This is a genomic window from Bacillus sp. SIMBA_005, assembly GCF_046535585.1.
Lineage (GTDB): Bacteria > Bacillota > Bacilli > Bacillales > Bacillaceae > Bacillus > Bacillus pumilus.
In genome coordinates this window covers 145550-169344 of the sequence record NZ_JAWRWI010000002.1, presented here as the reverse complement: position 1 = coordinate 169344, position 23795 = coordinate 145550, and the positions used below count along the sequence as shown (strand labels likewise).

22 protein-coding genes are annotated in these 23795 nt (G+C 43.3%); 16 read left to right on the top strand and 6 right to left on the bottom strand.

What is annotated here, in order from left to right; all coding sequences use genetic code 11:
• Positions 1-156: 156 nt before the first annotated feature.
• The 4 genes from SB660_RS03500 (at position 157) to SB660_RS03485 (ending at position 3418) form a co-directional block, all read left to right on the top strand.
• A complete protein-coding gene (locus tag SB660_RS03500; RefSeq protein WP_003215259.1) occupies positions 157-378 on the top strand; it encodes a YuzB family protein in 222 nt (73 codons plus the stop codon).
• Positions 379-548: 170 nt separating this feature from the next.
• Positions 549-1850 carry an HD domain-containing protein gene (locus SB660_RS03495; RefSeq protein WP_007497716.1) on the top strand — a complete coding sequence of 434 codons (1302 nt, stop codon included), beginning with the start codon at positions 549-551 and terminating at the stop codon, positions 1848-1850.
• 30 nt (positions 1851-1880) lie between these two features.
• The gene (locus SB660_RS03490; RefSeq protein ID WP_058013439.1) at positions 1881-2381 is read left to right on the top strand and encodes a YwgA family protein; all 501 of its coding nucleotides are present in this window, start codon (positions 1881-1883) and stop codon (positions 2379-2381) included.
• 224 nt (positions 2382-2605) lie between these two features.
• Entirely contained in the window at positions 2606-3418 is an 813-nt protein-coding gene (locus SB660_RS03485; protein ID WP_339164298.1) for a zinc-dependent metalloprotease, read from the top strand.
• A 49-nt stretch (positions 3419-3467) separates the two neighbouring features.
• On the opposite strand, the gene SB660_RS03480 is transcribed toward SB660_RS03485, so the two are convergent.
• Positions 3468-3653, bottom strand: a complete 186-nt coding sequence (locus tag SB660_RS03480; RefSeq protein ID WP_003214939.1) for a 2-hydroxymuconate tautomerase — start codon at positions 3651-3653, stop codon at positions 3468-3470.
• A 107-nt stretch (positions 3654-3760) separates the two neighbouring features.
• On the opposite strand from SB660_RS03480, the gene SB660_RS03475 reads away from it, so the two are divergent.
• Together SB660_RS03475 and SB660_RS03470 are read left to right on the top strand one after the other, a co-directional pair.
• Positions 3761-4423, top strand: a complete 663-nt coding sequence (locus SB660_RS03475; RefSeq protein ID WP_058013441.1) for a site-2 protease family protein — start codon at positions 3761-3763, stop codon at positions 4421-4423.
• A gap of 12 nt (positions 4424-4435) precedes the next feature.
• Positions 4436-4954, top strand: coding sequence for a YwhD family protein (locus SB660_RS03470; protein ID WP_339164294.1), 519 nt, complete (start codon positions 4436-4438; stop codon positions 4952-4954).
• Positions 4955-5079: 125 nt separating this feature from the next.
• Here the strand turns inward: SB660_RS03470 and SB660_RS03465 are convergent, their stop codons facing one another.
• Positions 5080-7149 carry a transglycosylase domain-containing protein gene (locus SB660_RS03465; RefSeq protein WP_410581352.1) on the bottom strand — a complete coding sequence of 690 codons (2070 nt, stop codon included), beginning with the start codon at positions 7147-7149 and terminating at the stop codon, positions 5080-5082.
• Between the two features lie 224 nt (positions 7150-7373).
• Here SB660_RS03465 and speE point away from each other — a divergent pair, with 224 nt between their 5' ends.
• The 5 genes from speE to argS all read left to right on the top strand — a co-directional run bounded on the left by speE (position 7374) and on the right by argS (position 11789).
• Complete coding sequence (gene speE / locus SB660_RS03460) at positions 7374-8204, top strand: spermidine synthase (RefSeq protein WP_410581350.1); 831 nt, start codon at positions 7374-7376, stop codon at positions 8202-8204.
• Positions 8205-8273: 69 nt separating this feature from the next.
• Positions 8274-9146 (top strand): agmatinase, encoded by an 873-nt coding sequence (speB, locus tag SB660_RS03455; RefSeq protein WP_003214818.1) that lies wholly within the window; start codon positions 8274-8276, stop codon positions 9144-9146.
• Positions 9147-9224: 78 nt separating this feature from the next.
• Positions 9225-9572, top strand: a complete 348-nt coding sequence (locus SB660_RS03450; protein WP_169055895.1) for a hypothetical protein — start codon at positions 9225-9227, stop codon at positions 9570-9572.
• Between the two features lie 124 nt (positions 9573-9696).
• Entirely contained in the window at positions 9697-10119 is a 423-nt protein-coding gene (locus SB660_RS03445; RefSeq protein ID WP_058013446.1) for a YwiB family protein, read from the top strand.
• Positions 10116-11789 carry an arginine--tRNA ligase gene (gene argS / locus SB660_RS03440; RefSeq protein WP_169055893.1) on the top strand — a complete coding sequence of 558 codons (1674 nt, stop codon included), beginning with the start codon at positions 10116-10118 and terminating at the stop codon, positions 11787-11789. Before SB660_RS03445 ends, argS begins: the two co-directional genes overlap by 4 nt.
• 411 nt (positions 11790-12200) lie before the next feature.
• Here the strand turns inward: argS and SB660_RS03435 are convergent, their stop codons facing one another.
• Positions 12201-13172, bottom strand: coding sequence for a S66 family peptidase (locus SB660_RS03435; protein WP_410581347.1), 972 nt, complete (start codon positions 13170-13172; stop codon positions 12201-12203).
• A 157-nt stretch (positions 13173-13329) separates the two neighbouring features.
• Here SB660_RS03435 and cls (SB660_RS03430) point away from each other — a divergent pair, with 157 nt between their 5' ends.
• The 3 genes from cls (SB660_RS03430) (at position 13330) to SB660_RS03420 (ending at position 17724) form a co-directional block, all read left to right on the top strand.
• Positions 13330-14832: a cardiolipin synthase gene (gene cls / locus SB660_RS03430; protein ID WP_410581345.1), complete on the top strand. Its 1503-nt coding sequence runs from the start codon at positions 13330-13332 to the stop codon at positions 14830-14832.
• A gap of 105 nt (positions 14833-14937) precedes the next feature.
• On the top strand, positions 14938-16653 hold the full coding sequence (locus SB660_RS03425) for an ABC transporter ATP-binding protein (protein WP_058013879.1): 1716 nt from the start codon (positions 14938-14940) through the stop codon (positions 16651-16653).
• A 72-nt stretch (positions 16654-16725) separates the two neighbouring features.
• Complete coding sequence (locus SB660_RS03420) at positions 16726-17724, top strand: S66 family peptidase (RefSeq protein WP_410581343.1); 999 nt, start codon at positions 16726-16728, stop codon at positions 17722-17724.
• Between the two features lie 29 nt (positions 17725-17753).
• Here the strand turns inward: SB660_RS03420 and SB660_RS03415 are convergent, their stop codons facing one another.
• From SB660_RS03415 to cls (SB660_RS03405), 3 genes are all read right to left on the bottom strand, one after another.
• A complete protein-coding gene (locus tag SB660_RS03415) occupies positions 17754-18008 on the bottom strand; it encodes a general stress protein (RefSeq protein WP_144461625.1) in 255 nt (84 codons plus the stop codon).
• Positions 18009-18081: 73 nt separating this feature from the next.
• Positions 18082-19044, bottom strand: a complete 963-nt coding sequence (uvsE, locus tag SB660_RS03410; RefSeq protein ID WP_410581341.1) for a UV DNA damage repair endonuclease UvsE — start codon at positions 19042-19044, stop codon at positions 18082-18084.
• Between the two features lie 12 nt (positions 19045-19056).
• The gene (gene cls, locus SB660_RS03405) at positions 19057-20253 is read right to left on the bottom strand and encodes a cardiolipin synthase (protein WP_323639606.1); all 1197 of its coding nucleotides are present in this window, start codon (positions 20251-20253) and stop codon (positions 19057-19059) included.
• Between the two features lie 143 nt (positions 20254-20396).
• On the opposite strand from cls (SB660_RS03405), the gene SB660_RS03400 reads away from it, so the two are divergent.
• Together SB660_RS03400 and SB660_RS03395 are read left to right on the top strand one after the other, a co-directional pair.
• Positions 20397-22508: a (Fe-S)-binding protein gene (locus SB660_RS03400; RefSeq protein WP_410581339.1), complete on the top strand. Its 2112-nt coding sequence runs from the start codon at positions 20397-20399 to the stop codon at positions 22506-22508.
• Between the two features lie 102 nt (positions 22509-22610).
• Positions 22611-23786: an acetyl-CoA C-acetyltransferase gene (locus SB660_RS03395; RefSeq protein ID WP_410581337.1), complete on the top strand. Its 1176-nt coding sequence runs from the start codon at positions 22611-22613 to the stop codon at positions 23784-23786.
• Positions 23787-23795: the final 9 nt, after the last annotated feature.

The following is a 23795-nucleotide window of genomic DNA, read 5'->3' as shown; positions in this document are numbered from 1 at the left end:
AAATACTAGCTTTTATATGAGCGCGTCTCAGCGATTATCGTGCGTCTTGCAAGTCCAGCCGCTTCGATGTACAATGTTGGGTGGTATATTATGACTCTTGGTTGTCCAACTGTTTTATATAAAATGAAGTTCATCATTGAAAGGAAGCGTAAGACCATGGCTAATGAGTTTCGCGTATGTGACGATTGCGATGCGACGAACCTAAAGACGTTGTTGCCTCGACTCAAATCGGTTGACCCTGATGCAAAAATTGAAATCGGCTGTCAATCCTATTGTGGTCCAGGACGAAAAAAGGCTTTTGCGTTTGTGAACAATCGCCCATTATCCGCACCAACAGAAGATGAGTTACTCGAAAAGGTTCAAAAAAAAGTCAAATAAATGTCACTGAATGTGTTCAGTCGACCTAAAAAGAGGTCCGTCCCTGTCAGGTCGGGCTTTTTACGTCCGTGCAATCTTTGAGAACACATTCACGAGCAAATTCAAGGATGTTTTCGGGAAAAGTTACCCGATATAATAGAAACACGTCTTAAAAAAAGAGGGACGAAACGATGGCGTATCCAAAAGGGAAATTATCTGAGGAAAAGGTATTTAAAGATCCTGTGCACCGTTATGTTCACGTACGGGACGCATTAATATGGGATTTAATAGGAACAAGAGAATTTCAGCGCCTGCGCCGAATTAAACAGCTAGGAACCACTTACTTAACGTTTCATGGTGCAGAACACAGCCGTTTCAATCATTCACTCGGTGTATACGAGATTGTGAGACGGATTGTAGATGATGTTTTCAAAGGACGGCCGGAATGGGATGAGGGAGAACGCGAGCTTGTCCTGAGTGCGGCCTTGCTTCATGACCTCGGACATGGACCATTTTCTCATTCCTTTGAAAAGGTCTTCCACTTAGATCATGAATCGTTTACAAGAGATATTATTTTAGGGCAAACCGAAGTCAATGAAGTGCTTCGCCGGGTGAGTGATGATTTCCCGAAGCATGTGGCAGAAGTTATTGCCAAAACGTATCAAAACAAACAGGTGGTCAGTTTGATCTCAAGTCAAATTGATGCCGACCGTATGGACTATTTGCAGCGTGATGCCTACTATACAGGCGTCAGCTATGGCCATTTTGATATGGAGCGTATTTTGCGCGTAATGCGTCCTAGAGAAGATCAGATTGTGATGAAGCAGAGCGGGATGCATGCGGTCGAGGATTATATTATGAGCCGCTATCAAATGTACTGGCAAGTCTATTTCCACCCAGTGACACGCAGTGCGGAAGTCATTTTAACGAAAATTCTCCATCGTGCAAAAGAGCTGCATGAAACGGGCTATATTTTCACACATGCCCCTGTTCATTTTTATTCGATTTTTGAGGGGAATGTCACCACAGAGGACTATATTAAACTGGATGAATCCATTGTCTTATTTTATTTTCAGGCGTGGGAAGATGAAGAAGATCACGTGCTGGCTGATTTGTGCCGCCGTTTTATGAACCGCCGATTGTTCCAATATACAGAGTTTAATCCGAATGAAGAAATGACGAAATATTTCAAGCTGACCGCCTTGTTCAAGGAGGCAGGCATTGATCCTGACTATTATTTAGTCGTCGACTCTTCTTCTGACTTGCCCTACGACTTCTACAGACCAGGGGAGGAAGAAGAGAGACTGCCGATCCATCTTTTGACGCAAAGTGGTCATATTAAAGAGCTGTCGAGACAGTCAGATATTGTTGATGCCATTTCCGGTAAACGAAGAACCGATCATAAACTTTATTTCCCGATGGACTTAATTGTAGATATGTCGGAAAAAGCTGAAGAAAAGAAGGCGATCATGAAGCTGCTTGGATTGGGATAAGGAAGTACTGAAAAAGGAGATGTCGGGAATTTGTTGAAAGAGCATGCAAAGTTGATGAAGGTATTCTCTGAATCTGGGGAAATCGTTGGACGGAAGAAGCTGCAAAAGATGATTTACATAGCAAAAAAGCTAGATTTGCCTTTTTACGAGAAATACGATTTTCACTTTTATGGCCCCTATTCAGAGGAGTTGACGCTCAGAATTGAAGAGCTGTGCAACCTTGGATTCTTGGACGAAATGAAGGAAAAAAAAGGCGGATACTATCAATATCGCTATTCGCTGACGGACAATGGGAAAGAGTTTCTCGATCAGTGTGAAGTGGACATGCCTGACCTCAAAGTGCTGACGCAGCAGATGAACGAGCAGTCGTCACGTTTTCTAGAGCTCGTCTCTACGATTTTATACTTTGATGATCTGCCAGAAGATGAGGTAAAGGAAAAGGTCTTCACCATTAAAAGCAAGCAGCGCTATACGGACGAAGAATTTGAGGATGCTCTTGCTTATATTGATCAATTGAAGAAATTGAACTAGTTTCACAAAAGCCCAGTATTCAGGGCTTTTTTTATTTTGTAAGACCTGGAACAAAAGCGCTAATTTTCAATGAAATGTGTACTGAACGATTCAGAAAATTAGTGAAAATGACATATTCCGACTTTCTTCTCGTGCATCTAATTTCCTGTTTTTGACTGAATAGAAGGAAAATGGTGAATTTTCAGTGAATATATAACTTTGTGAAAATCAAAGGAGGGATAGGAATGAAAAAGCGTTCAGTCTTTTTGTCATTTTTATTGGTAGGTAGTTTGTTACCGGGAGTAAGTTCAGCTTCAGCACCAGTCGCGAGTGCTGGTCATGGGCATGATCATGGTCATGCGCCATTCGAAACACATATTAGTGAGGGGTTGCCAAAGGCAAACGATTTTAAAGATTTGACGAAAGCACCTCCAATTGAACGAGATGTGACAACAAAGGTATTAGATGAGTCTGGTAAGCAGGTGGGCTCTAGAACCTTTAAGGCGAATACAGGAGATTCTATTTCAACAAAGGCAAGTACAGGCAGTCAAAAAGTAACGGTCTATGCTGTAGCAGATGCACAGTATCGTGCGAAATATAGTGACTGGCAGTCGCGAATTGTCAGCATCATCGAGCAAGCGGACGTGACCTTTAACCGTGATCATGATGTGGACTTTGTCGTACAAGCAGTAGGATCTTGGACGTCTTCTGGATCAAATTCATCGCAAATTCTGTCCAACCTTCAGCGCAGCTTTGATGGCAGAGGATACGATTTTGTCACTGGATTTACAGCAAATCCAAACTTTGATGCAGGCGGAATCGCTTATGTATACAATAGTGCACCGAGCGGAAGTGCATTCGCCGTTAACCTTGATCAAGGAACAGCGAACACCGCAAAAGCGGCTACGCATGAATATGGTCATAACTTTGGCTTACCGCATGACCCTCAAGGCAGCGGCATTGTCTGCCTAATGAACTATGATTATTCCTACACAGTCGATTTCTTTGATGCGGCTCATAAAAATCAAGTGAACCGTAACAAAGCGTGGTACAGATAAAATAAGAGACAAAAGGACAAACACCTATGTGCTTGTCCTTTTTTTATGCTTACAGGTCGCTCATGCGTTTTCCTGCTACGGCATAGTGTTCTTTTTTCATTTCTTCAATAATGACAGAGACTTTTTCTGCACCTGCGCCTGTTGTTTCAACAACAGCATCAGTGACTTTCTCCACAAGAGCTCGTTTCTGCTCGTCTGTTCTTCCTTCAAGCATTTGTACGGTAACAATCGGCAATGCAAAAACCTCCTTTTTCCTTTAATGCTACGCTTCCCTTTAGTTTAAGGGACTTCTTATAGTATACTGAATGAAGTAAATCATTGTATAGAAAGAAAGAGGGATTCATGCCTTTGAACCAATTTCTTGTGTATCCATTAGAACTGATTCCATATGTCGCCATTACGCTTGTTGTTGCATTTACGATGCACGAGCTGGCGCATGCATATGTTGCGTATCGTTTCGGAGACCCGACAGCTAAGAACCAAGGGAGACTCACATTAAATCCACTGAAGCATCTTGATGTATTTGGGACGATTTTGATCTTTGTCGCTGGTTTTGGCTGGGCGAGGCCTGTGCCGGTGAATCGATACCATTTTAAAAACCCGCGCTTAGCAGGAATCTGCGTCTCGATTGCTGGTCCTTTAAGTAACTTGGTGTTGGCGTTTCTAGGCTTTTTCGTGTACGTGCTTCTTCAGAAATTTGGCGGGGAGTCGCTCATGCGCTTTGAGCCTGGAGTGGATTATTTCTTCCGAATCTTTATAAACTTGAACGTCATTTTGTTCCTATTTAACCTATTGCCAATTCCGCCGCTGGATGGGTATCGTATTATTGAGGACGTCGTCAGCCCCCGTATCCGGGCGAAAATGACGCAATTTGAACAATATGGGATTATCATTTTTCTGATATTTGTGATCACTCCGCTTGGACAATTTATTTTTGGTCCATTGATCGGAATGCGGGATCAAATCATTCAATGGTTTGAACTTATTATGAAGCCGCTGCTTTAGGAGGTTTAATGAATGGAAGGTAAAAAGAAGAAACCAATTGGTTTTAATATCATTAAAAAAACAGACGCAACTGACGGACACGGAGGCTTTGGTGCGGGTGCACTCAGCCTAGATAACATTTCGCCAGTGATCATTGATGTAGAGGAAAAGGAAGCTGTCATTGATATTGGTGCAATGCATGCAAGAAGTGCCGTGGAAAAAGGGATTAAATTCTTGAAAAGCAAAGAAGAGGTACCGAACGGAAAGCCGTATTGGCTCGTATGGGTAACCATTGACCGCAGAGAAGTAGGTCCTTATTATGCGGGTGTGACGGCTTGCGAAATGACCGTCGACCGTTCAATCCGCCGCGGGTATAAGTCGCTTCCAGAGCATGTGAATTTAATGGATAAATCAATGAAGCGAAAAATCGTCGTCAGTCATATGGATGATGTATCGAAAAAGGTACTGGCTGATTTCTTGAAGAGTCATAATGAAGCACTATGGGAAGCATCTACAGAAGAATTAAAAGAAGGATTGTCTGTCCCTGAATAATTGTGAAATTTTTGTGAAGAATGGCGAATTGCTACCAATTCCAGCTGATTTTTGAGTAAACTGGTGTTAAAGCTAGGACATGGAGAATCCCGAGATGGAAATCTCGGGGTTTTTCATGTCTTTTTTTAACGTTTCAGCCACTTTTCCCACCATTTCTTTGGCCTTTGATCTTGAACCGGATCTTCCTCAGAAGATTTATCCTCAGCACCGTAGCACACACCTGTCGGCTCCGTTCCTTCTATAAAATAGGTGAATACCTTTGATTCACATCCTGGACCCGCGAGATCGCCGGTTTTTGGATTGATATACACACCTTTTACACCGTCTGGCGGCATGAAGGAGGACGCTGGCTGTTTGGAGAGGGCTGATTCCATAAAGGATGCCCATATCTTTTTTGCATAGGCTGTTTCTTCGACCGAGTCAATGGTACGCCCTTTATCATAGCCCGTCCACACACCTGTGACGAGCTGGGGAGAGAAGCCGATCATCCAGCTGTCGGCTCCTGTCGTTCCTGATTTCCCTCCGTATGTTCGCGTGAGATCCTTCATAATGGTGCGGCCAGTAACACTCGTATAGCCGTTTAACTGATCATTGAACATTCCTGACATCATGTCGGTGGTGACAAAGGCTGCCTTTTCATCTAAGACTTGCTCTCGTTTTTGTTTTTCTTCAAAAAGCACGTTACCTTTTGCATCCGTTACTTTTGTAATAAAGGTGGGTTTGACTCGTTTTCCGCCATTGACAAGCATTGCGTAAGCATTGGTCATTTCAATTGGTTTGACAGGGGACGTGCCTAGGGCAAGTGACGGCACTTGATCTAGTTTTTCTTTGATGCCAAATGTTTTGCCAGCACGTACGAGCTGCTCCATTCCTAAAAAAAGATGGGTTTTCACAGCATAAATATTATCAGACAGCGCCAAGGCTTGAAGCATGGTAATGCCGTCATTGGCGTAATAGCCATGATAATTGCTTGGTGAATAAGCAGCACCGCTTCCTTGATCATCGAGCTCAAAAACCGTTTCTTCACTGCGCATAACGGTTGCTGGTGTAAATCCATTTTGCAAGGCGATGTAATAGAGAAGAGGCTTCATTGTTGAACCGGGCTGTCTTTTCGCTTGTGTGACCCGGTTGAATGGACTTTTCTCATAATCTCTTCCTCCGATGAGGGCGAGTACATGACCTGTTTGGGGATGGATAGCCGTAAAGCCGATTTGGATGTCTGATTTCGAATAGATTGTGTTTTGTAACGTCTTCTCAGCCATTTTCTGTAACTCTGGATTTAAAGTCGTTTGGATATGAAGACCATAAGTTTCGATCTGTTCCTCAGTTAACCCCAAGCTTTGTTTCAACTCACGAATCACATCATCATAAAAATACGGGGCTTGCTTTGCTTGCAGCTGCTTCTTCTGCAAAGGGCGATAGGACAGTTTTTCTTTCGCGGCTTCAGCGGCTGCCTTTTTCGTAATCATGCCATCCTCTTGCATGTGCCTCAAAATCATATTCTTTCTTGCGCCGGCTTTCTCTTCATTCACATAAGGGGAGTAGAGAGAAGGGCCCTTTGGGATACCGGCAAGTAAGGCAGATTCAGCGAGGGTCAAATTCTTCGCTTTTTTCCCGAAATACAGACGGGACGCCGCTTCCACGCCGTAAGCTCCGTGACCATAATAAATGGTGTTCAAGTATCCTTCTAAAATCTCATCTTTTGTATAGTTTTGCTCTAAGCGGATCGTGTAAAAGGCTTCATTCCACTTCCGCTTCCACGTTTTATCATGATCTAAATACAGATTTCGTGCATATTGCTGGGTGATCGTGCTGGCGCCTTGTACCTTAGCCATAGCACGAATATCCGCCACTGCAGCACCCGCCATCCGTTTCACATCAAAGCCATGATGCTCATAAAAGGTTTTATCCTCAACAGCTACAGCTGCCTGTCTGATATGAGGGGACATGTCCTTTAAGGGCACCCAATATCTCTTTTCTCCAAAGCTGGATTCTCCAAGCTTTGAACCATCGGCTGCATAAATCGTCGTAGATTGGGGAACTTGAACAGAGGGGGCACCTTGCCATTTGGCTATTAAAAGAATCGTCAAAAAGACAGTGCCTGCAAATAGAAAAGCGAGCAAGCCAATAAAAAAACAGGCTCGAATCGTTTTCACGGTCATGCGGATTTTTTTATTACTCATGATTGTGTCCATGCAAAGCCCCCATTTTGACGGTTTTTTATCAGTATGGAACAAAGAAAACCGTTTTAAACAAATGATTGCAAGAGCATGCATGAAAATTGAAGAGAACTCATGCGGTTCTTTACAATTTGATATGAATCCACTATACTTTTTTCTTGGACAATCGATATAGTCATAGCCGATAAAGGCGCTAACAATAGATGTTTGTTTATTATTGGATGAGAGGAAGATGGACAATGAGCGAACTTTGGTATACAGAGAAGCAAACGAAGAATTTTGGTATTACATTGAAGGTGAACAAAACCCTTCATACAGAACAAACAGATTTTCAGCATTTAGAAATGGTGGAAACAGAAGAGTTTGGCAATATGCTGTTTTTAGACGGTATGGTGATGACATCTGAGAAAGATGAGTTTGTATACCACGAAATGGTGGCACATGTTCCTCTTTTTACTCATCCAAACCCGGAAAATGTTCTTGTCGTAGGCGGAGGAGACGGCGGTGTCATTCGTGAAATCCTGAAGCATCCAAGTGTGAAAAAAGCGACACTTGTTGATATTGATGGCAAAGTCATCGAATACTCGAAGAAATTCCTTCCTTCGATTGCTGGAAAACTAGACGATCCTCGTGTAGATGTCAAAGTCGGAGATGGCTTTATGCATATTGCTGAAGCTGACAATGAGTATGATGTCATCATGGTGGATTCAACAGAACCAGTTGGGCCAGCTGTGAACCTGTTCTCTAAAGGCTTTTACGCAGGGATTTCAAAAGCACTCAAAGAAGACGGTATTTTCGTGGCACAAACGGACAATCCTTGGTTCACACCTGAGCTGATTACAAATGTACAGCGTGATGTGAAAGAGATTTTCCCAATCACGAAGCTTTACACTGCAAATATTCCAACGTATCCAAGTGGTCTTTGGACATTTACCATCGGTTCAAAAAAATATGACCCACTTGCTGTAGAAGACAGCCATTTCTTTGATATTGACACGAAATATTACACAAAAGAATTGCACAAAGCGGCATTCGTTCTGCCGAAATTTGTAAGCGACTTAATCAAATAAATCAAGCGAAGTGGAAATGCGCAAATGACAGTTTGCGCATTTTTTGAAGCGTAAAAGGAGGAATCTTGCATGAGATTCGACGAGGCTTATTCAGGAAAAGTGTTTATTGGAAGTCATCCGACATGGGAAGATGCAAAAGTCATTTTATACGGGATGCCGATGGATTGGACCGTCAGTTATAGACCAGGCTCACGTTTTGGCCCAAACCGTATTCGCGAAGTGTCGATTGGATTAGAGGAATACAGCCCTTATTTAGATCGTGAGCTGCACGAGGTACCATTCTTTGATGCCGGTGACATACCGCTTCCTTTTGGAAATGCACAGAAAAGCTTAGACTTAATTGAAGAGTATGTCGACAGCATTTTAGAAAAAGGGAAGTTTCCATTAGGAATGGGAGGCGAGCATCTTGTGTCTTGGCCTGTTTTCCGCGCGATGCATAAGAAATATCCTGATTTGGCGATTATCCATATGGACGCACATACGGATCTTCGTGAGGAATACGAGGGTGAGCCGCTGTCTCATTCAACACCGATTCGTAAAGTAGCAGGACTCATTGGACCTGAAAATGTGTTCTCTTTTGGGATTCGTTCTGGGATGAAGGAAGAATTTGAATGGGCAAAAGAAGCGGGCATGCATATTTCTAAATTTGAAGTGCTGGAGCCGTTGAAGCAAGTATTGCCAAAGCTGAAGGGGCGTCCAGTTTATGTGACGATCGACATTGATGTACTCGACCCAGCTCATGCACCTGGTACAGGCACGGTGGATGCTGGCGGTATTACATCAAAAGAGCTGCTTGCTTCCATTCATGCCATTGCAGGATCTGAGGTTCAAGTAGTTGGTGCAGACCTTGTAGAGGTAGCACCTGTATACGATCATTCCGACCAAACAGCAAATACAGCGAGCAAGCTTTTACGCGAAATGCTGCTTGGGTTTGTGAAATAATAACTTGATAGAGGAGCTTGTCATCTCATATGGACAAGCTCTTTTTTTACATTGGTCAAAAAATAAAGGAGGCAGCTCATGTTTTCGTCAATATTGATGGTGCTTCTCGCTTTATGTGTGTTAGGGGCAGGCTTTCTCACACTGAAACGAGAGCTCGCAGCTGAGCCGCCTGTTTTTGCTTCGAAAAAGGAAGCAAAGGAAGAGATGTTGGGGCTGTTTCAGGATCGAGGCTTTTTCTATCTGACAGCCATTGCGTTATTCATGCAGGTGGTATTTAAGCAGTCGCAGATCGTGCCATTTGATTTTTTTCAGGCATTTTTGACAAGTTCAGGCGTACAAGCTCTTTTTTATTTCATCAAAAGAAAAGACATGGGCGTAAAGGCTGGATTGGTGGTATTAGTGAGTTTCCTGTTTCTTTTTTTCTAAAGGGATGGCGTAAGATCGAAAACGAAGTTTAATCACCGTGAAGAAGAGAAATGATGGTATGATAGGCGATCATGAATATGGTATACTATTTTAGTTAAACGGGTCTTAGCAAAGGAAGTGCAAAATGACACAAAACCAAATTTCAATTCATGTAAAGTCAGTGATGAAACCAGAGACGGAGCCGGCAGAAACGATCGAATTCCGCACGACTGGAACGTATCAAGAAAAGAATGACAAAACGTATCTCACTTACCATGAAGAACATGAAATGGGTCAAGTAAAAACCGTTGTGAAAATGAGTGAAAAAGAAATTTTTGTCATGAGATCAGGGGCCATTCAAATGAAGCAGCGCTTTCTCATCGGAGAAACGACCATTACACATTACACGATGCCATTCGGTACACTACAGCTTGATGTACACACACATGGCATTGATCTCGATGTGGACAAGGGACTGCTGCACATTACGTACGATATGCTGACAGGGGAAGACCAAAAGCATTTACATACATTATCGATTTCATATAAGGAGGATTTACGTTCATGAATATCGCAGAACAGGTCAAAGATGCGTTAAAAGAAGAAATTATCGCGGCAGTCGTCAAAGCAGGACTTGCTGATGAAAGCCAGGTACCAGATGTCCTTTTAGAAGTGCCGAAAGACAAAACTCACGGTGATTACTCCACGAACATGGCGATGCAGCTTGCCCGCATTGCAAAAAAAGCACCTCGTCAAATCGCAGAGGACATTGTCAAAGCGTTTGATAAAGGGAAAGCATCTATTGAAAAACTGGATATCGCAGGTCCAGGATTCATTAACTTTTATATGAACAATCAGTATTTAACAAAGCTGATCCCAGCAGTCCTTGAAGCAAAAGAGGCATATGGTGAAACGAATACAGGCGGCGGTCAAAAGGTGCAAGTTGAATTCGTCTCAGCCAACCCTACAGGTGACCTTCACCTTGGGCATGCCCGCGGAGCAGCTGTAGGTGATTCTCTTTGCAACATCCTGGATAAAGCAGGGTTCGAGGTGAGTCGTGAATACTATATCAATGATGCTGGGAATCAGATCAATAACCTCGCTTTATCTGTAGAGGTACGTTACTTTGAGGCGCTCGGTCTTGAAAAAGAGATGCCTGAAGACGGCTATAGAGGAGAAGACATCAAAGGCATCGGACAAAAGCTGGCAGATGAATTTGGTGACCGTTTCGTGCATGAGCCAGAAGAAGAGCGTATGAAGTTCTTCCGTGAATACGGCTTAAAATACGAATTAGAGAAATTACGCGTAGACCTTGAGAATTTCCGTGTCCCATTTGATGTATGGTATTCAGAAACCTCTTTATATGAAAACGGAAAAATCGAACCAGCGTTGGAAACACTTCGCGCTAAAGGCTATGTCTTTGAAGAAGATGGCGCAACGTGGCTGCGTTCAACTGATTTTGGCGATGACAAGGACCGTGTGCTCATTAAAAAAGACGGCAGCTTCACTTACCTGCTTCCAGATATCGCATATCATAAAGACAAATTAGACAGAGGCTTTGATCAGCTCATTAACATATGGGGAGCGGACCATCATGGCTATATCCCTCGAATGAAGGCGGCGATCCAAGCACTTGGATATCCTGCTGGCAAGCTTGAAGTAGAAATCATTCAGCTCGTTCACCTATACAAAAACGGTGAAAAGATGAAAATGAGTAAGCGTACAGGAAAAGCCGTCACCATGCGTGATCTGATTGAAGAAGTAGGCCTAGATGCCACTCGTTATTTCTTCGCGATGAGAAGTGCGGCGACACATATGGACTTTGACTTAGATTTAGCGATTTCTACGTCTAACGAAAACCCTGTGTACTACGCACAATATGCCCATGCGAGAATTTGCAGCATGCTGCGTCAAGGTGAAGAAAAAGGCTACGAGCCAAACCTTGAAAAATCCGATTTCTCTCACATTCAATCGGAAAAAGAATACGATCTTCTCAAAATCATTGGCAGCTTCCCAGAAGTTGTAGCAGAAGCAGCTGAAAAGCGTATTCCACACCGCGTGACGAACTATATTTATGACCTTGCATCAGCCCTTCACAGCTTCTACAATGCCGAGAAGGTCATTGACGTAGAAAACGAAACAAAAACAACAGCACGTCTTTCACTCATGAAAGCAACACAAATTACGCTGGCGAATGCATTAAAACTAATCGGTGTATCGGCACCGGAAAAGATGTAATACAAAAAAGCCCCGCTCTACTATAGGAGTGGGGCTTTTTGATATAAAAAAACCCGCTATCTTCTAAGGACAGCGGAGAAGTTGAACATTACCCAAGCGTATTAATAATGTTAGAAATAGAATCAAATAATTGGCTAAGTACATCAGAAAACATAGATTGTATCCTCCCTTCGGCAAGCATGTAGTATGTGTGCGTTAATGGGATTATCCAAGTGTATTAATCATGTTAGAGATAGAATCGAATAATTGGCTAAGTACATCAGAGAACATATTTTTGCCTCCTCTCTTTTCTTTTTACATCTACTTAACGAAGGGGATGGAGGGTTGGATCACTTTTTCTAAGAAAATTTTAAAAAAGATGGTGGCATAGAAAAAAGCACCACATATTCGGGTGCTTTTTTGCTTTTTTAGTTATGAATGAATGCGCAGCTTCACGTCTCCATTTTCACATGCTAACTGAACGCTTCCGCCAATCGGTAAGGTGAAGACGGGCTGCGTATGTCCGATATCGACATCGTAGATCACGGGAATGTGTTTGAGCATTGGGTGTTTATCTAAAATGAACTTTAAATGTTCCTCTGTCATCTTGGATTTCTTCTGAAAGCGTCCGATGATCAACCCTTTAATTGATTCGGCATGCTGCAAAAGCGAGGCAAGGTCTCTGGCGAACATTTCAGGAAAGACCAAGTCATCATCCTCCACAAATAAAATGGCATCCTTGATGCGAGGCATAAACGTTGTCCCTTGCAGTAAGTTCAGTGTACAAAGGTTCCCTCCATACAAGGTGCCTTCGGCTGTTCCTTCCTGATATATTCCCCATTTCGTCGGATGAAACTGTCTGTTCGCTTGATCAAGATACCACGCATCATCACTCCACTTTGTCGAAGGGGTCACATCAAAACACTCACTGCCATTCATCAAGCAGGCTTGAAACATAGCGGTCTGCTCCTCTTGTCCCTGGTCCATTTGAAAGCTGGAGAAATGGGGTCCAGAGTATGTCACCATCTCACATTTGGCAGTAATAGCACTTGCGAGTGCGGTAATATCACTGTAGCCGCAAAGAACTTTAGGATGCTGACGAATCAAGTCGTAATCAATGTAAGGCAAAAGTTCATTGCAATTGAAGCCTCCAATGGCAGTCAAAATACCGTCGACTTCTTCATCTGTGAACGCCTTATGCAAATCAGACAAGCGGTGTTCAATAGATGAAGAGGAATGAAGATCACATTCAAATGCGTGCTGTCCAAAGGAAACAGTGAAACCTAACATCTCTAAACGCTTTTTTGCTTGAGCGATTCCTTCTTCTGATAAAATGCTGGCACTTCGGCTTGGAGCAATGACACGAAGATGGCTGCCTTTTTTTAAATTAGAGGGTGTATGCATAAACAAATCTTCCTTTCCATCACATATTTATCCATTATATCGGATCAAATGGTCCAAGTCTGTAAAAGCTAGAAGATGAGGCATAGGTCGTGCGTTTCATACAAGCTGTGCAAAGGGTATGGAAGAGAAAAGACAGAAACGAATGAGGGCGGAGAATGTGAAAAAGAGGAGACTGGAATTTTTATTTTTATATTTTATGATATTCGGGGCATATGTGGTGTATTGGTGGCCGGTGCCAGCGTGGAGTGTTCAGCTGTACGCAGCAGTTTATATCGCCATTATTTTATTTAGTATCATCTCACTCATGCTAGAGAACCGTACATCACAGCACACACTTTTATGGATGTATGTGCTGATCTTTTTCCCGATCATTGGCTATATGTTTTATTTGTTCTCGGGACAGCTCTATGTGAAAGGTCATTTATTCAAATCAAAGAGAATGTACAACCGTGAAAAACTACGCAGAATATCAGAGCTTGAGAGCAAGCCGGATGAATCAAGTCTAACCGAAAATCAGCGGACTTTTTTTCATTACACAGAAAAAGCAACAGGCATGCATGTGAACACAAATAGTGACATGGACATTTTAAAAAATGGGGAGGAGACGTTTCCTCGTATTTTTGAAGAATTAAAAAAGGCAAAATCGTTCATCCATATAGAATACTACATGTTCAAATCAGATTTTCTCGGGCACCGGATGATGGAGATTCTGATAGAAAAAGTGAAAGAAGGGGTAGAGGTTCGCTTCATCTATGATGCGGCTGGCAGCATTCGCTTTTCTCGGAAAGATATTAAACGCTTGAAGCAGGCGGGTGTCAAGGTTGCTCCTTTTCTGCCTTTAAAATATGGTTTCTTTAATCAAAAATTCAATTTCCGTAATCACCGAAAAATTGTGATCATTGATGGGCAAACTGGATTTGTCGGAGGGTTAAATGTCGGAAAAGAATATGTCGGACGTGATGAAAATATCGGTTTTTGGCGTGATACGCATACGATGTTAAAGGGTGAGGCTGTCCAAACCCTTCACTCTGTTTTTATGCTTGACTGGGAGTATGTATCAGATGAAGTATTAATTGATGATCCGAAATATCATACGCCGCATCCTGTGACGGGAGAGGATGTCATTCAGGTTGTACCAACTGGACCTGATATGAAAGAAAGTATGAGTGATTTATATGATGCACTCATCTCAAATGCGAAACAATTTGTCTGGATTGCGACACCTTATTTTGTCCCAAATGAATCCATTCGTACGGCATTGAAAATTGCTGCGACAAGAGGGGTGGATGTCCGGGTGATGGTTCCGGAGATCAATGATGGCTTTCTCACACAATACGCCACACGATCGTATTTTTCTGAACTCCTAAAAGAGGGCATCAAAGTGTATCACTATCAAAAAGGCTTCATGCATCAAAAAGTGATGATCGCAGATGGAGAACTTGCCTCTGTCGGTACCGCAAATGTGGATATGAGAAGTTTTCAGCTCAATTTTGAGGTCAATGTCTTTACGGCCGCGAAAAAGCCCATTGAGCAGCTGATGACCCATTATGAAGAGGATATGAAAGAATGTGAGCAAATGGGGCCTGTTCATTTTTATAAAAGAGGCTTAAAAGAGCGCTTAAAGGAATCATTTGCTCGGTTATTTTCTGGCGTGCTATGAGGCTTTCCAGTCGAAGAAATCATTTCCTCATCTAGTATTTTGAAGAGGATTCCTCTATAATTGAAAATGATTATCAATTATAGAGGAAATGAGGTTCTTTTACATATGCTAAAACGCTTTTTCGCCTATTACAGGCCTTATCGAGGTCTGTTCTTTTTAGATTTCTTTTGTGCTGTTGCCGTTGGATTGATGGAACTGGGATTTCCGCTTATCGTGAACTACTTCATTGATACTTTGTTGCCAACAGGGAACTGGACGGTCATTGTCTGGACAGCACTTGCGCTGTTTGTCATTTATGCCCTCAGCTCGGTGATGCAATTTATTGTGTCATATTGGGGGCACATGCTTGGCATCAATATTGAAACAGATATGAGGAAAAAGCTGTTTGATCACTTTCAGCGCCTATCCTTTAAGTTTTTTGACAACAACAAAACGGGTAAGCTCATGTCACGGATGACAAACGACCTCATGTACATTGGAGAGGTGGCGCATCATGGTCCTGAAGATTTGTTTATAGCGATTATGACGATTCTTGGTGCTTTTGCAGTCATGCTGATGATTAACTGGCAGCTGGCTATTTTAACCTTCCTCATCATGCCTGTCATCATTTGGCTCGCCCTCCATTTTAATAAGAAGATGACGAAGGCGATTACACAGCTCAACAATGACATTGGAGATTTTCATGCAAGGGTTGAAAACAATATCGGCGGCATACGTCTTGTTCAAGCCTTTGCCAATGAACATTTTGAGAAAAAGCGTTTTGCTGAAAACAACAACCGTTTTCGGAAAGCGAAGCTTCTTTCCTATAAAATTATGTCGGTCAATGGATCGATCAGCTATATTCTGACACGTCTTGTGACACTGTTTGTTCTTCTCGCAGGTACATGGTTTGTCCTGCAAGGCCAATTAACGGCAGGTGGCTTTATCGCATTTGTTCTGATTACGAATGTTTTATTTAGACCAATTGATAAAATCAACACGGTCATTGAAATGTATCCAAAAGGCATTGCAGGCTTTAAAAGCTATGTGGATTTGCTAGAAACAGAGCCGGATGTGAAGGATACAGAGGAAGCACGTGATGTTTACGGATTGAAAGGTGAGATTGAATATCGAAACGTAACATTTGGCTACGATGAACACAGTCATGTGTTAAAGAATATCGATTTGAAGATCAAACAAGGAGAAACGGTTGCGTTTGTCGGGCCTTCAGGAGCGGGGAAATCGACGATTTGCAGTCTGCTGCCTCGTTTTTATGATGTGGATGAAGGGGAGATCACGATAGACGGTGTAAGCACAAAGTCTATGACATTGTCTTCTTTAAGACAGCAGATCGGTATTGTGCAGCAGGATGTCTTTTTATTCTCAGGCACCATTCGTGAAAACATTGCGTACGGCAACCTAGAAGCCAGCGATGCAGAGGTTTGGGAGGCTGTCAGGCGTGCGCATTTAGAGGAACTTGTCCAGCGTTTCCCAGAAGGATTGAATACGGTGATAGGTGAGCGCGGCGTCAAACTGTCAGGCGGTCAAAAGCAGCGCTTGTCAATTGCACGAATGTTCCTGAAAAACCCTTCTATACTCATCCTAGATGAAGCCACATCAGCACTGGATACAGAAACAGAAAAAGCCATACAGGATGCGCTGAGTGAACTGGCAGTCGGCAGGACAACACTCGTCATCGCCCACCGTCTTGCAACAATTAAACACGCCGACCGTATCATTGTCGTGACAGAGGAAGGCATTGAAGAACAAGGCCGCCACCAAGATTTAATTCACATGGGCGGCGTATACAGCAGACTGCACGAAGCGCAGTTTGGTCATTAAAGAGAAAGCCCTTTTGATCAAGGGCTTTTTTTGTTAGGATAGAAAAAACTCGTGTAGGAAGGATCTGATGGAATGAAGGGGCTTCGGCGATTACAAAAGGGCGATAAAATCGGTATTTTTTCACCTTCAAGTCCTGCATCAGTGACCTCGCCACTTAGGTATGAGCGGGCAAAGAAGTGGCTTGAGCAAAAAGGATTCATTGTGGTACCAGGATCATTAACAGGGAAAGAGGATCACTACCGTTCAGGTACAATTCAAGAACGAGCCAATGAGTTGAATGAGCTAATGGCACGAGAAGACTTGGCGTGCGTCATGTCAATGATTGGCGGGACAAATTCAAATAGTTTGCTGCCTTATCTCGATTTTAAGCTGCTGAATCAACATCCGAAAATCATGATCGGTTATTCAGATGCAACAGCAATTCTTTTAGCCGCTTACGAAAAAACAGGACTGCCTGTATTCTACGGACCGGCGCTTGTCCCATCCTTTGGCGAGTTTGAACCGTTCGTTGCTTATACATATCAGTCGTTCGAAGACATCCTGATGCAGCCTCAACCCATTCCTTATCAGATCAAAAAACCACCTTTTTGGACGGATGAACGAATCAATTGGGAAGAAAAGACGCGTGATAAAAAGCAGCGTCCGAATGATTGGCTGTGCGTCATAGAAGGACAGGCAGAAGGCAGGTTAATTGGCGGGAACCTGAATGCAATGTACGGCATATGGGGCAGTGAATTCATGCCTGCAATCCAAACAGGAGATATTCTCCTCATTGAAGATTGCATGAAAACCGCTTCAGTTGTAGAAAAAAACTTCTCTTTATTGAAAGTAAATGGAGTGTTTGAGCGGGTATCAGGAATTCTATTGGGGAAACATGAGCTGTTTGATGATGAGGGAACGGGCAAAGAACCTTACGAGATTTTACTTGAAGTGCTTGGAGAGACAAAGAGACCGCTTATCGCAGATTTTGACTGTGCCCATACACATCCGATGCTCACGATGCCGATCGGTGCACAAGTGAAAATGGATGCAGCTTCAAAACAAGTGTGGTTGACGAAAGAGTGGATCTAACAAAAAGAGCAGCCAGCAGCTGCTCTTTTTTAAGAAACCTTCTCTTTTTCAAATGGCTGCAAGAGGTCTTGTGCTTTTTTTCCCTCTACGACAATTAAGTAGTCAGATTCTAAATGAGTGAGCCTGAAGGTTTCAAGCTCTACGATGTTCTTGATGTTACACATTGTTTTTTTAGAATACACATATAGACGATGTTGAGCCTGGTGGCATTTATCATAAAGAGAAATAAGCTTATGTAAATTCAATGCTTTCGCAGCGATTTGGATTGAATAGATCTGAGACATCTTCATATCCTCCTGTTGATTACTTTCTCACAATAGCTTTGTTACCCCTGTTTGCACAGAGATAAACCTTTCTCTATGATTTCCACTCAATGGTTCCTCCGCCTGTTCGCTTGTTGCCTCTTATCGCAGACAGTTCTTCGACGAGTTTGAGCAGGGCCTGATCCTTTAACTTCGCCTCAATCATAAAATCTACATTACGCCCATACGGTTTTAATGCATGAAAAAGCGGTAAGACAAAGGACATATCTACACCATCTGCATGACTGCGTATGGCTTTTTCTGATTTCGGTGAGGATAAATGAATTTTAGGTGGAATGCCAGCGCTCGTCCAAGTGTCGAACATTCTTGGCAGGATGTCTTCAAGCGCGGCATCGTCATCTTTATTGGCTACGTGATGATGGTAATCAAAAACAAAGGGAATACCGTGCTTTTCACATACACCAAGCGTTTCTAACGACGTATACGTTTTGTCATCATTCTCAAGCGTCATCCTCGCCTTGATATGCGCCGGAAGCTGTTTGATATTTTCATCAAAACGGTGAAGTGCTGATTCTTTATCACCATATGCGCCGCCCACATGAATGTTCATATAGCCTTCCTTTTCGAGCTTCATCGCCTCAAGCATTTGATAATGGTACGTCATATCGATCACGGCATTTTCTGTGATTGAAGGCTTAGGGCTAGTAAACAAGGTGAACTGATTTGGGTGAAAGCTCACACGAAGCCCATGCCGTTTTACCAACTCGCCAATTTCAAGAAACTCCTTTTGAAAAGGTGTCACAAAGTCCCAGCGTACCTCGGGGTGGGTCGCAAGCGGGACGACCGAACTCGAAAAACGGTAAAGCGGGATATCATGAGCAATGGCGAAATAAAGCGTTCTTAATGTATTCACGAGATTGGCCTTTGTTGTTCGTAATAACGCCTCTTTTCCTTCTTCCTTTGAGAGCTTGCTGTATCTTGCAAAGGTCAGCGACTTGGCAGGAGAAGCCTCCCACAAGGTGACGGCATTGGATACATAACCAAATCGATAACGCATAGGTCATCTCCTTTATAAAAAATAAGAAAACATGGCGGCAGCCCATTCCAGCGGACGAGACAAAAGAGGACGCTGTGCCAATTTCTCTTCTGTCATAAGCTCAGACACTTCTATGTGCTCGCGGATTTTTTCCTCTACGTGTGCAGTAAAGTCGACATCGTCAATGGCGACATCAACTTCCTCGTTTAGAAACAAACTGCGTTTATCAAAATTTGCCGTACTGATCATACAGCGTCTCTGGTCAATTAGAATGGCTTTTGCATGATAAAATCCTTTATAAAAACGATAAACAAGGCAGCCAGAGGCAATGAGGTCCTTCAAATAATGAAATCCAGCCTCTTTGACAAGTGGATGATCTGCTTTCATTGGGATGATGATTTCAACCGTGACGCCTCGATTTCGTGCATCAAGCAGTGCACTCAGAAGAGGAGCAGATGGAATAAAGTAAGGTGTACAGATGATGATCTGTTTCCTCGCCTGCTGAATATCTTTGAGGAACAAAGCTTCTAAAGAAAAACCAGCAGTCGCACGTGTTGTGCATTGTAGTGTTCCCGGTTCCAAAGCAGGAAAAACCTCATATTGCAGCTGATGAATGCCAGATGTCCGGTATAAATCATTCAAAAACACATGCTGAAGATCTGCGACAACTTGCCCCGTCATGCGCAAATGATAATCCTTCCAAATGCCAAACCGCCCCTTTTTCCCAACATATTCATCACCGACATTAAACCCGCCAATATAGCCAATCTTTCCATCAATCACTGTGATTTTACGATGATTTCTCATGTTTAGCCGATAAATCAAAAAAGGGAAACGAGGCTTATTTAAAAAGTAAAATTGGATGCCGCTTTTCTCCAGCATATCAATGGACTTTTGATCAAACGAATAGGATCCTAATCGATCGGTCAGTAAAAAGACTGAAACCCCTTGTTCCGCTTTTGTTTTCAAAGCTTGTAAAACCCTTTGACCAATCTTGTCGTTCTTTACAATAAAGAACATCATATGAATAGAAGAAGAGGCGTGCTGAATATCGGTAAGCAGCTGATCAAAAAGTGGTTCGCCATCATGATAAAAGACGGCATCACCGCTTGTTTGATCAAAAGATCGTTCAAAAGCGCGGGTAGAAAAATATTTCTTTCCCATATAAAGGTCTAACAATATGAGACAAACGATGACAATGAGTACGAGTAGGATGATCAATGCGATCATGAAGCTTCCTCCTTTTTTGCATATTTCAATAGTGTACCCAAACGTGTAAAAAATATTGACTGAACACTCATTCATTATTTATGATAGAGGTACAACATGGAAACGGAACAAAGTGGGTTTTGGGGAATGAAAGGGGGAGCAAGATGAATAGCCTTTTAATCATGAACATGATTGTATTTGCGGCGGTGACCGCTTACGCTGTGTATTTGTTTATTTATCTCATTCGAACACGAACAGCTTATATTCGTCTTGGTAAAAAAGAAGAGTTTCAACAAGACATGAAAAAACGCTTAGAGCGTGTTTGGGTCAATGTATTTGGCCAAAAGAAGCTGTTAAAGGACAAGAAGAGCGGCATCATTCATGTGCTGTTTTTCTACGGATTTATCCTTGTACAGTTCGGAGCCCTTGATTTTATTATGAAGGGACTCGTTCCAGATAGCGGACTCCCTTTAGGTCCGCTTTATGGTGTCTTTACCTTTTTCCAAGAGGTGGTCACACTTCTCATTTTAGTAGCCGTTGTTTGGGCGTTCCATAGAAGGTATGTGGAGAAGCTTGTCCGTTTAAAGCGTGGCTTTAAATCAGGTCTAGTGCTTTTATTTATTGGCGGCTTGATGCTGACCGTTTTACTTGGGAACGGGATGAATATCATCTGGCATGGACACTCTTTATCACCAACTGAACCAATCGCATCCAGTATTGCTTTCTTGCTGGGCGGTATTTCACCTCTTGCGGCAACAGTCGTTTTTTATGTCGCATGGTGGGTGCATCTTCTGATTTTGCTGACATTCTTAGTGTATGTCCCGCAGTCAAAGCATGCTCACCTCATTGCAGGACCAGTGAACGTATTTGCCAGCAGATTAGACCCGCCAGGCAAGCTGCAAAAAATTGATTTTGAAGATGAGACACAAGAGATCTTCGGTGTGGGGAAAATTGAAGACTTTCGTCAGTCACAGCTGATCGACCTTTACGCTTGTGTGGAATGCGGGCGCTGCACAAATATGTGCCCAGCCACAGGTACAGGGAAAATGCTGTCTCCTATGGATTTGATTTTAAGGCTAAGAGATCATTTAACCAATAAAGGGGCCGCCATTACATCGAAGACGCCTTGGGTTCCGCAGCTTGCCTTCAGGCAAACAACAGGAAATCAGCTGGCGCTTCAGGCGAGAGGAGCAGGTGCAGAGGAATCAGCTGCCAGCTCGATGTATCATCCTTCTCTTATTGGTGAAGTCATTACAGAGGAAGAAATTTGGGCATGTACGACGTGCCGAAACTGTGAAGACCAATGCCCTGTCATGAATGAACACGTCGACAAAATTATTGATATGCGCAGATATCTTGTACTGACTGAAGGGAAAATGGATGCAGATGCACAGCGTGCCATGACAAGTATAGAGCGCCAAGGGAACCCGTGGGGATTGAACCGGAAAGAAAGAGAAAATTGGCGTGAACTGAGAGAAGATGTGCACGTGCCGACAGTAAAAGAGCTGAAAAAAGCAGACCAAACCTTCGAATATTTATTCTGGGTTGGTTCAATGGGGGCATATGACAATCGAAGTCAAAAAATTGCGCTTGCCTTTGCAAAGCTTCTCAACGAAGCAGGAGTCTCCTTTGCCATCCTAGGCAATAAGGAGAAAAACTCTGGTGATACACCAAGAAGGCTTGGAAACGAATTTTTATTCCAAGAGCTTGCTGCAAAAAACATTGAAGAATTCCAGAAAAACGATGTCACAAAGATCGTCACGATTGATCCGCACGCCTACAATTTGTTTAAAAATGAGTATCCAGACTTCGGACTTGAGGCAGAAGTGTATCATCATACAGAATTACTGGCAGAGCTAGTGAAAGAAGGGAAACTAACGCCTGTACATGAAGTGAACGAGATCATCACCTTCCACGACTCTTGCTACCTAGGCAGATATAACGAAGTATATGATCCGCCGAGAGACATTTTAAAAGCCATCCCTGGTGTGATGCTGAAAGAAATGGAACGTCATCGTGAAACTGGCATGTGCTGCGGTGCAGGCGGGGGCTTAATGTGGATGGAAGAAGAGACAGGTACCAGAATTAACACTGCCCGAACGGAGCAGGCGTTACAGGTGCAGCCGTCCATCATCAGCTCAGGATGTCCTTATTGCTTAACGATGCTGGGAGATGGGACGAAGGCGAAGGAAGTAGAGGAGCAGGTAGGTACATTTGATGTCGCAGAGCTTCTTGAAAAATCAGTGTTTGGCGAGGCTGGAAAGCAGGTTTCGTAAACAAAACAGGCCGATGAATAGAATGTTCATCGGCTTATACATGGCGCTGTACATCAGTTGATTAGATAATATGTAAGCGGTAACAAACAGGAGGGGACATACATGAGTAAGACGGTCATTGTATCTGGAGCAAGAACACCATTTGGAAAACTAGGCGGTGCTTTCAGTGGGCTGACTGCCGCAGAACTAGGCGGAGTGGCAATCAAGGCTGCGCTTGAAAGAGTGCCGGGTTCACATCATGTGGATGAGGTCATCATGGGAAGTGTTTTGCAGGGAGGACAAGGTCAGGTTCCTTCAAGACAAGCAGCAAGACATGCTGATCTTCCGTGGTCCGTTCCGACGCAAACCATCAATAAAGTCTGTGCATCAGGAATGCGCAGTGTGAGCACAGCAGATCAAATCATCCGAGCTGGAGATGCTGAGGTCATCGTAGCGGGCGGTATGGAATCCATGTCACACGCCCCTTATTTGTTAAAAAAAGCGCGATGGGGCTACAAAATGGGAGATGGTGCGGTACAAGATGCGATGATTTTAGATGGATTAACCTGTTCATTTACAGGCGTTCATATGGGTGAGTATGGGAGCATGGCTGCGAAGGAGCTCGGTATCACGCGGGAAGAGCAAGACCTTTGGGCATTAAGAAGTCATGAACGGGCGATCGAAGCGCAGAAAAACGGCTTTTTCCAGCATGAAATCACCCACGTCCCCGTCAAGACGAAAACGGGAGAGCGGCTGATCACAGAAGATGAATCTCCGCGGCGTGATACGTCATATGAACGGCTGTCAAAACTCATGCCTGTGTTTGATCAAACGGGTACCATTACCGCTGGGAATGCACCAGGTGTCAATGATGGAGCAAGTGCGCTTCTTTTAATGAAAGACACATATGCGGAGCAGCATGACGTCAAGCCATTGGCAGTCGTGCTTGGTCATACGCAGGTAGCTGTAGAGGCAAAGAATTTTCCGAAAACACCAGCCTTTGCTATCGAGAAAATTTTACAGAAAACAGGTAAGCGTCTAGAGGATATCGATCTATTTGAAATCAATGAAGCCTTCTCAGCAGTGGCGCTGGCATGTGAAAAAATAACCGGGCTGGACCGGCGCAAAATGAATATCAACGGTGGGGCAGTGGCGCTAGGTCATCCCATTGGGGCAAGCGGAACACGTATCATATTGACCTTGATTCATGCATTGAAACAAAGAGGCGGCGGTATTGGCATTGCGGCGATTTGCAGTGGAGGCGGTCAAGGAGATGCCATCATGATAAAGGTAGATTAAAAGGGAGGC

Excerpts from the sequence above, each read along its gene's own strand:
- SB660_RS03425 (WP_058013879.1), top strand. The coding sequence starts at position 14,938 with ATGCTAAAACGCTTTTTCGCCTATTACAGGCCTTATCGAGGTCTGTTC.
- SB660_RS03495 (WP_007497716.1), top strand. The coding sequence starts at position 549 with ATGGCGTATCCAAAAGGGAAATTATCTGAGGAAAAGGTATTTAAAGAT.
- SB660_RS03445 (WP_058013446.1), top strand. The coding sequence starts at position 9,697 with ATGACACAAAACCAAATTTCAATTCATGTAAAGTCAGTGATGAAACCA.
- uvsE (WP_410581341.1), bottom strand. The coding sequence starts at position 19,044 with ATGCGTTATCGATTTGGTTATGTATCCAATGCCGTCACCTTGTGGGAG.
- argS (WP_169055893.1), top strand. The coding sequence starts at position 10,116 with ATGAATATCGCAGAACAGGTCAAAGATGCGTTAAAAGAAGAAATTATC.
- SB660_RS03500 (WP_003215259.1), top strand. The coding sequence starts at position 157 with ATGGCTAATGAGTTTCGCGTATGTGACGATTGCGATGCGACGAACCTA.
- SB660_RS03475 (WP_058013441.1), top strand. The coding sequence starts at position 3,761 with ATGCCTTTGAACCAATTTCTTGTGTATCCATTAGAACTGATTCCATAT.
- SB660_RS03395 (WP_410581337.1), top strand. The coding sequence starts at position 22,611 with ATGAGTAAGACGGTCATTGTATCTGGAGCAAGAACACCATTTGGAAAA.
- cls (WP_323639606.1), bottom strand. The coding sequence starts at position 20,253 with ATGATCGCATTGATCATCCTACTCGTACTCATTGTCATCGTTTGTCTC.
- speB (WP_003214818.1), top strand. The coding sequence starts at position 8,274 with ATGAGATTCGACGAGGCTTATTCAGGAAAAGTGTTTATTGGAAGTCAT.
- speE (WP_410581350.1), top strand. The coding sequence starts at position 7,374 with ATGAGCGAACTTTGGTATACAGAGAAGCAAACGAAGAATTTTGGTATT.
- SB660_RS03450 (WP_169055895.1), top strand. The coding sequence starts at position 9,225 with ATGTTTTCGTCAATATTGATGGTGCTTCTCGCTTTATGTGTGTTAGGG.
- SB660_RS03435 (WP_410581347.1), bottom strand. The coding sequence starts at position 13,172 with ATGCATACACCCTCTAATTTAAAAAAAGGCAGCCATCTTCGTGTCATT.
- SB660_RS03465 (WP_410581352.1), bottom strand. The coding sequence starts at position 7,149 with ATGGACACAATCATGAGTAATAAAAAAATCCGCATGACCGTGAAAACG.
- SB660_RS03415 (WP_144461625.1), bottom strand. The coding sequence starts at position 18,008 with ATGTCTCAGATCTATTCAATCCAAATCGCTGCGAAAGCATTGAATTTA.
- SB660_RS03485 (WP_339164298.1), top strand. The coding sequence starts at position 2,606 with ATGAAAAAGCGTTCAGTCTTTTTGTCATTTTTATTGGTAGGTAGTTTG.
- SB660_RS03420 (WP_410581343.1), top strand. The coding sequence starts at position 16,726 with ATGAAGGGGCTTCGGCGATTACAAAAGGGCGATAAAATCGGTATTTTT.
- SB660_RS03400 (WP_410581339.1), top strand. The coding sequence starts at position 20,397 with ATGAATAGCCTTTTAATCATGAACATGATTGTATTTGCGGCGGTGACC.
- SB660_RS03470 (WP_339164294.1), top strand. The coding sequence starts at position 4,436 with ATGGAAGGTAAAAAGAAGAAACCAATTGGTTTTAATATCATTAAAAAA.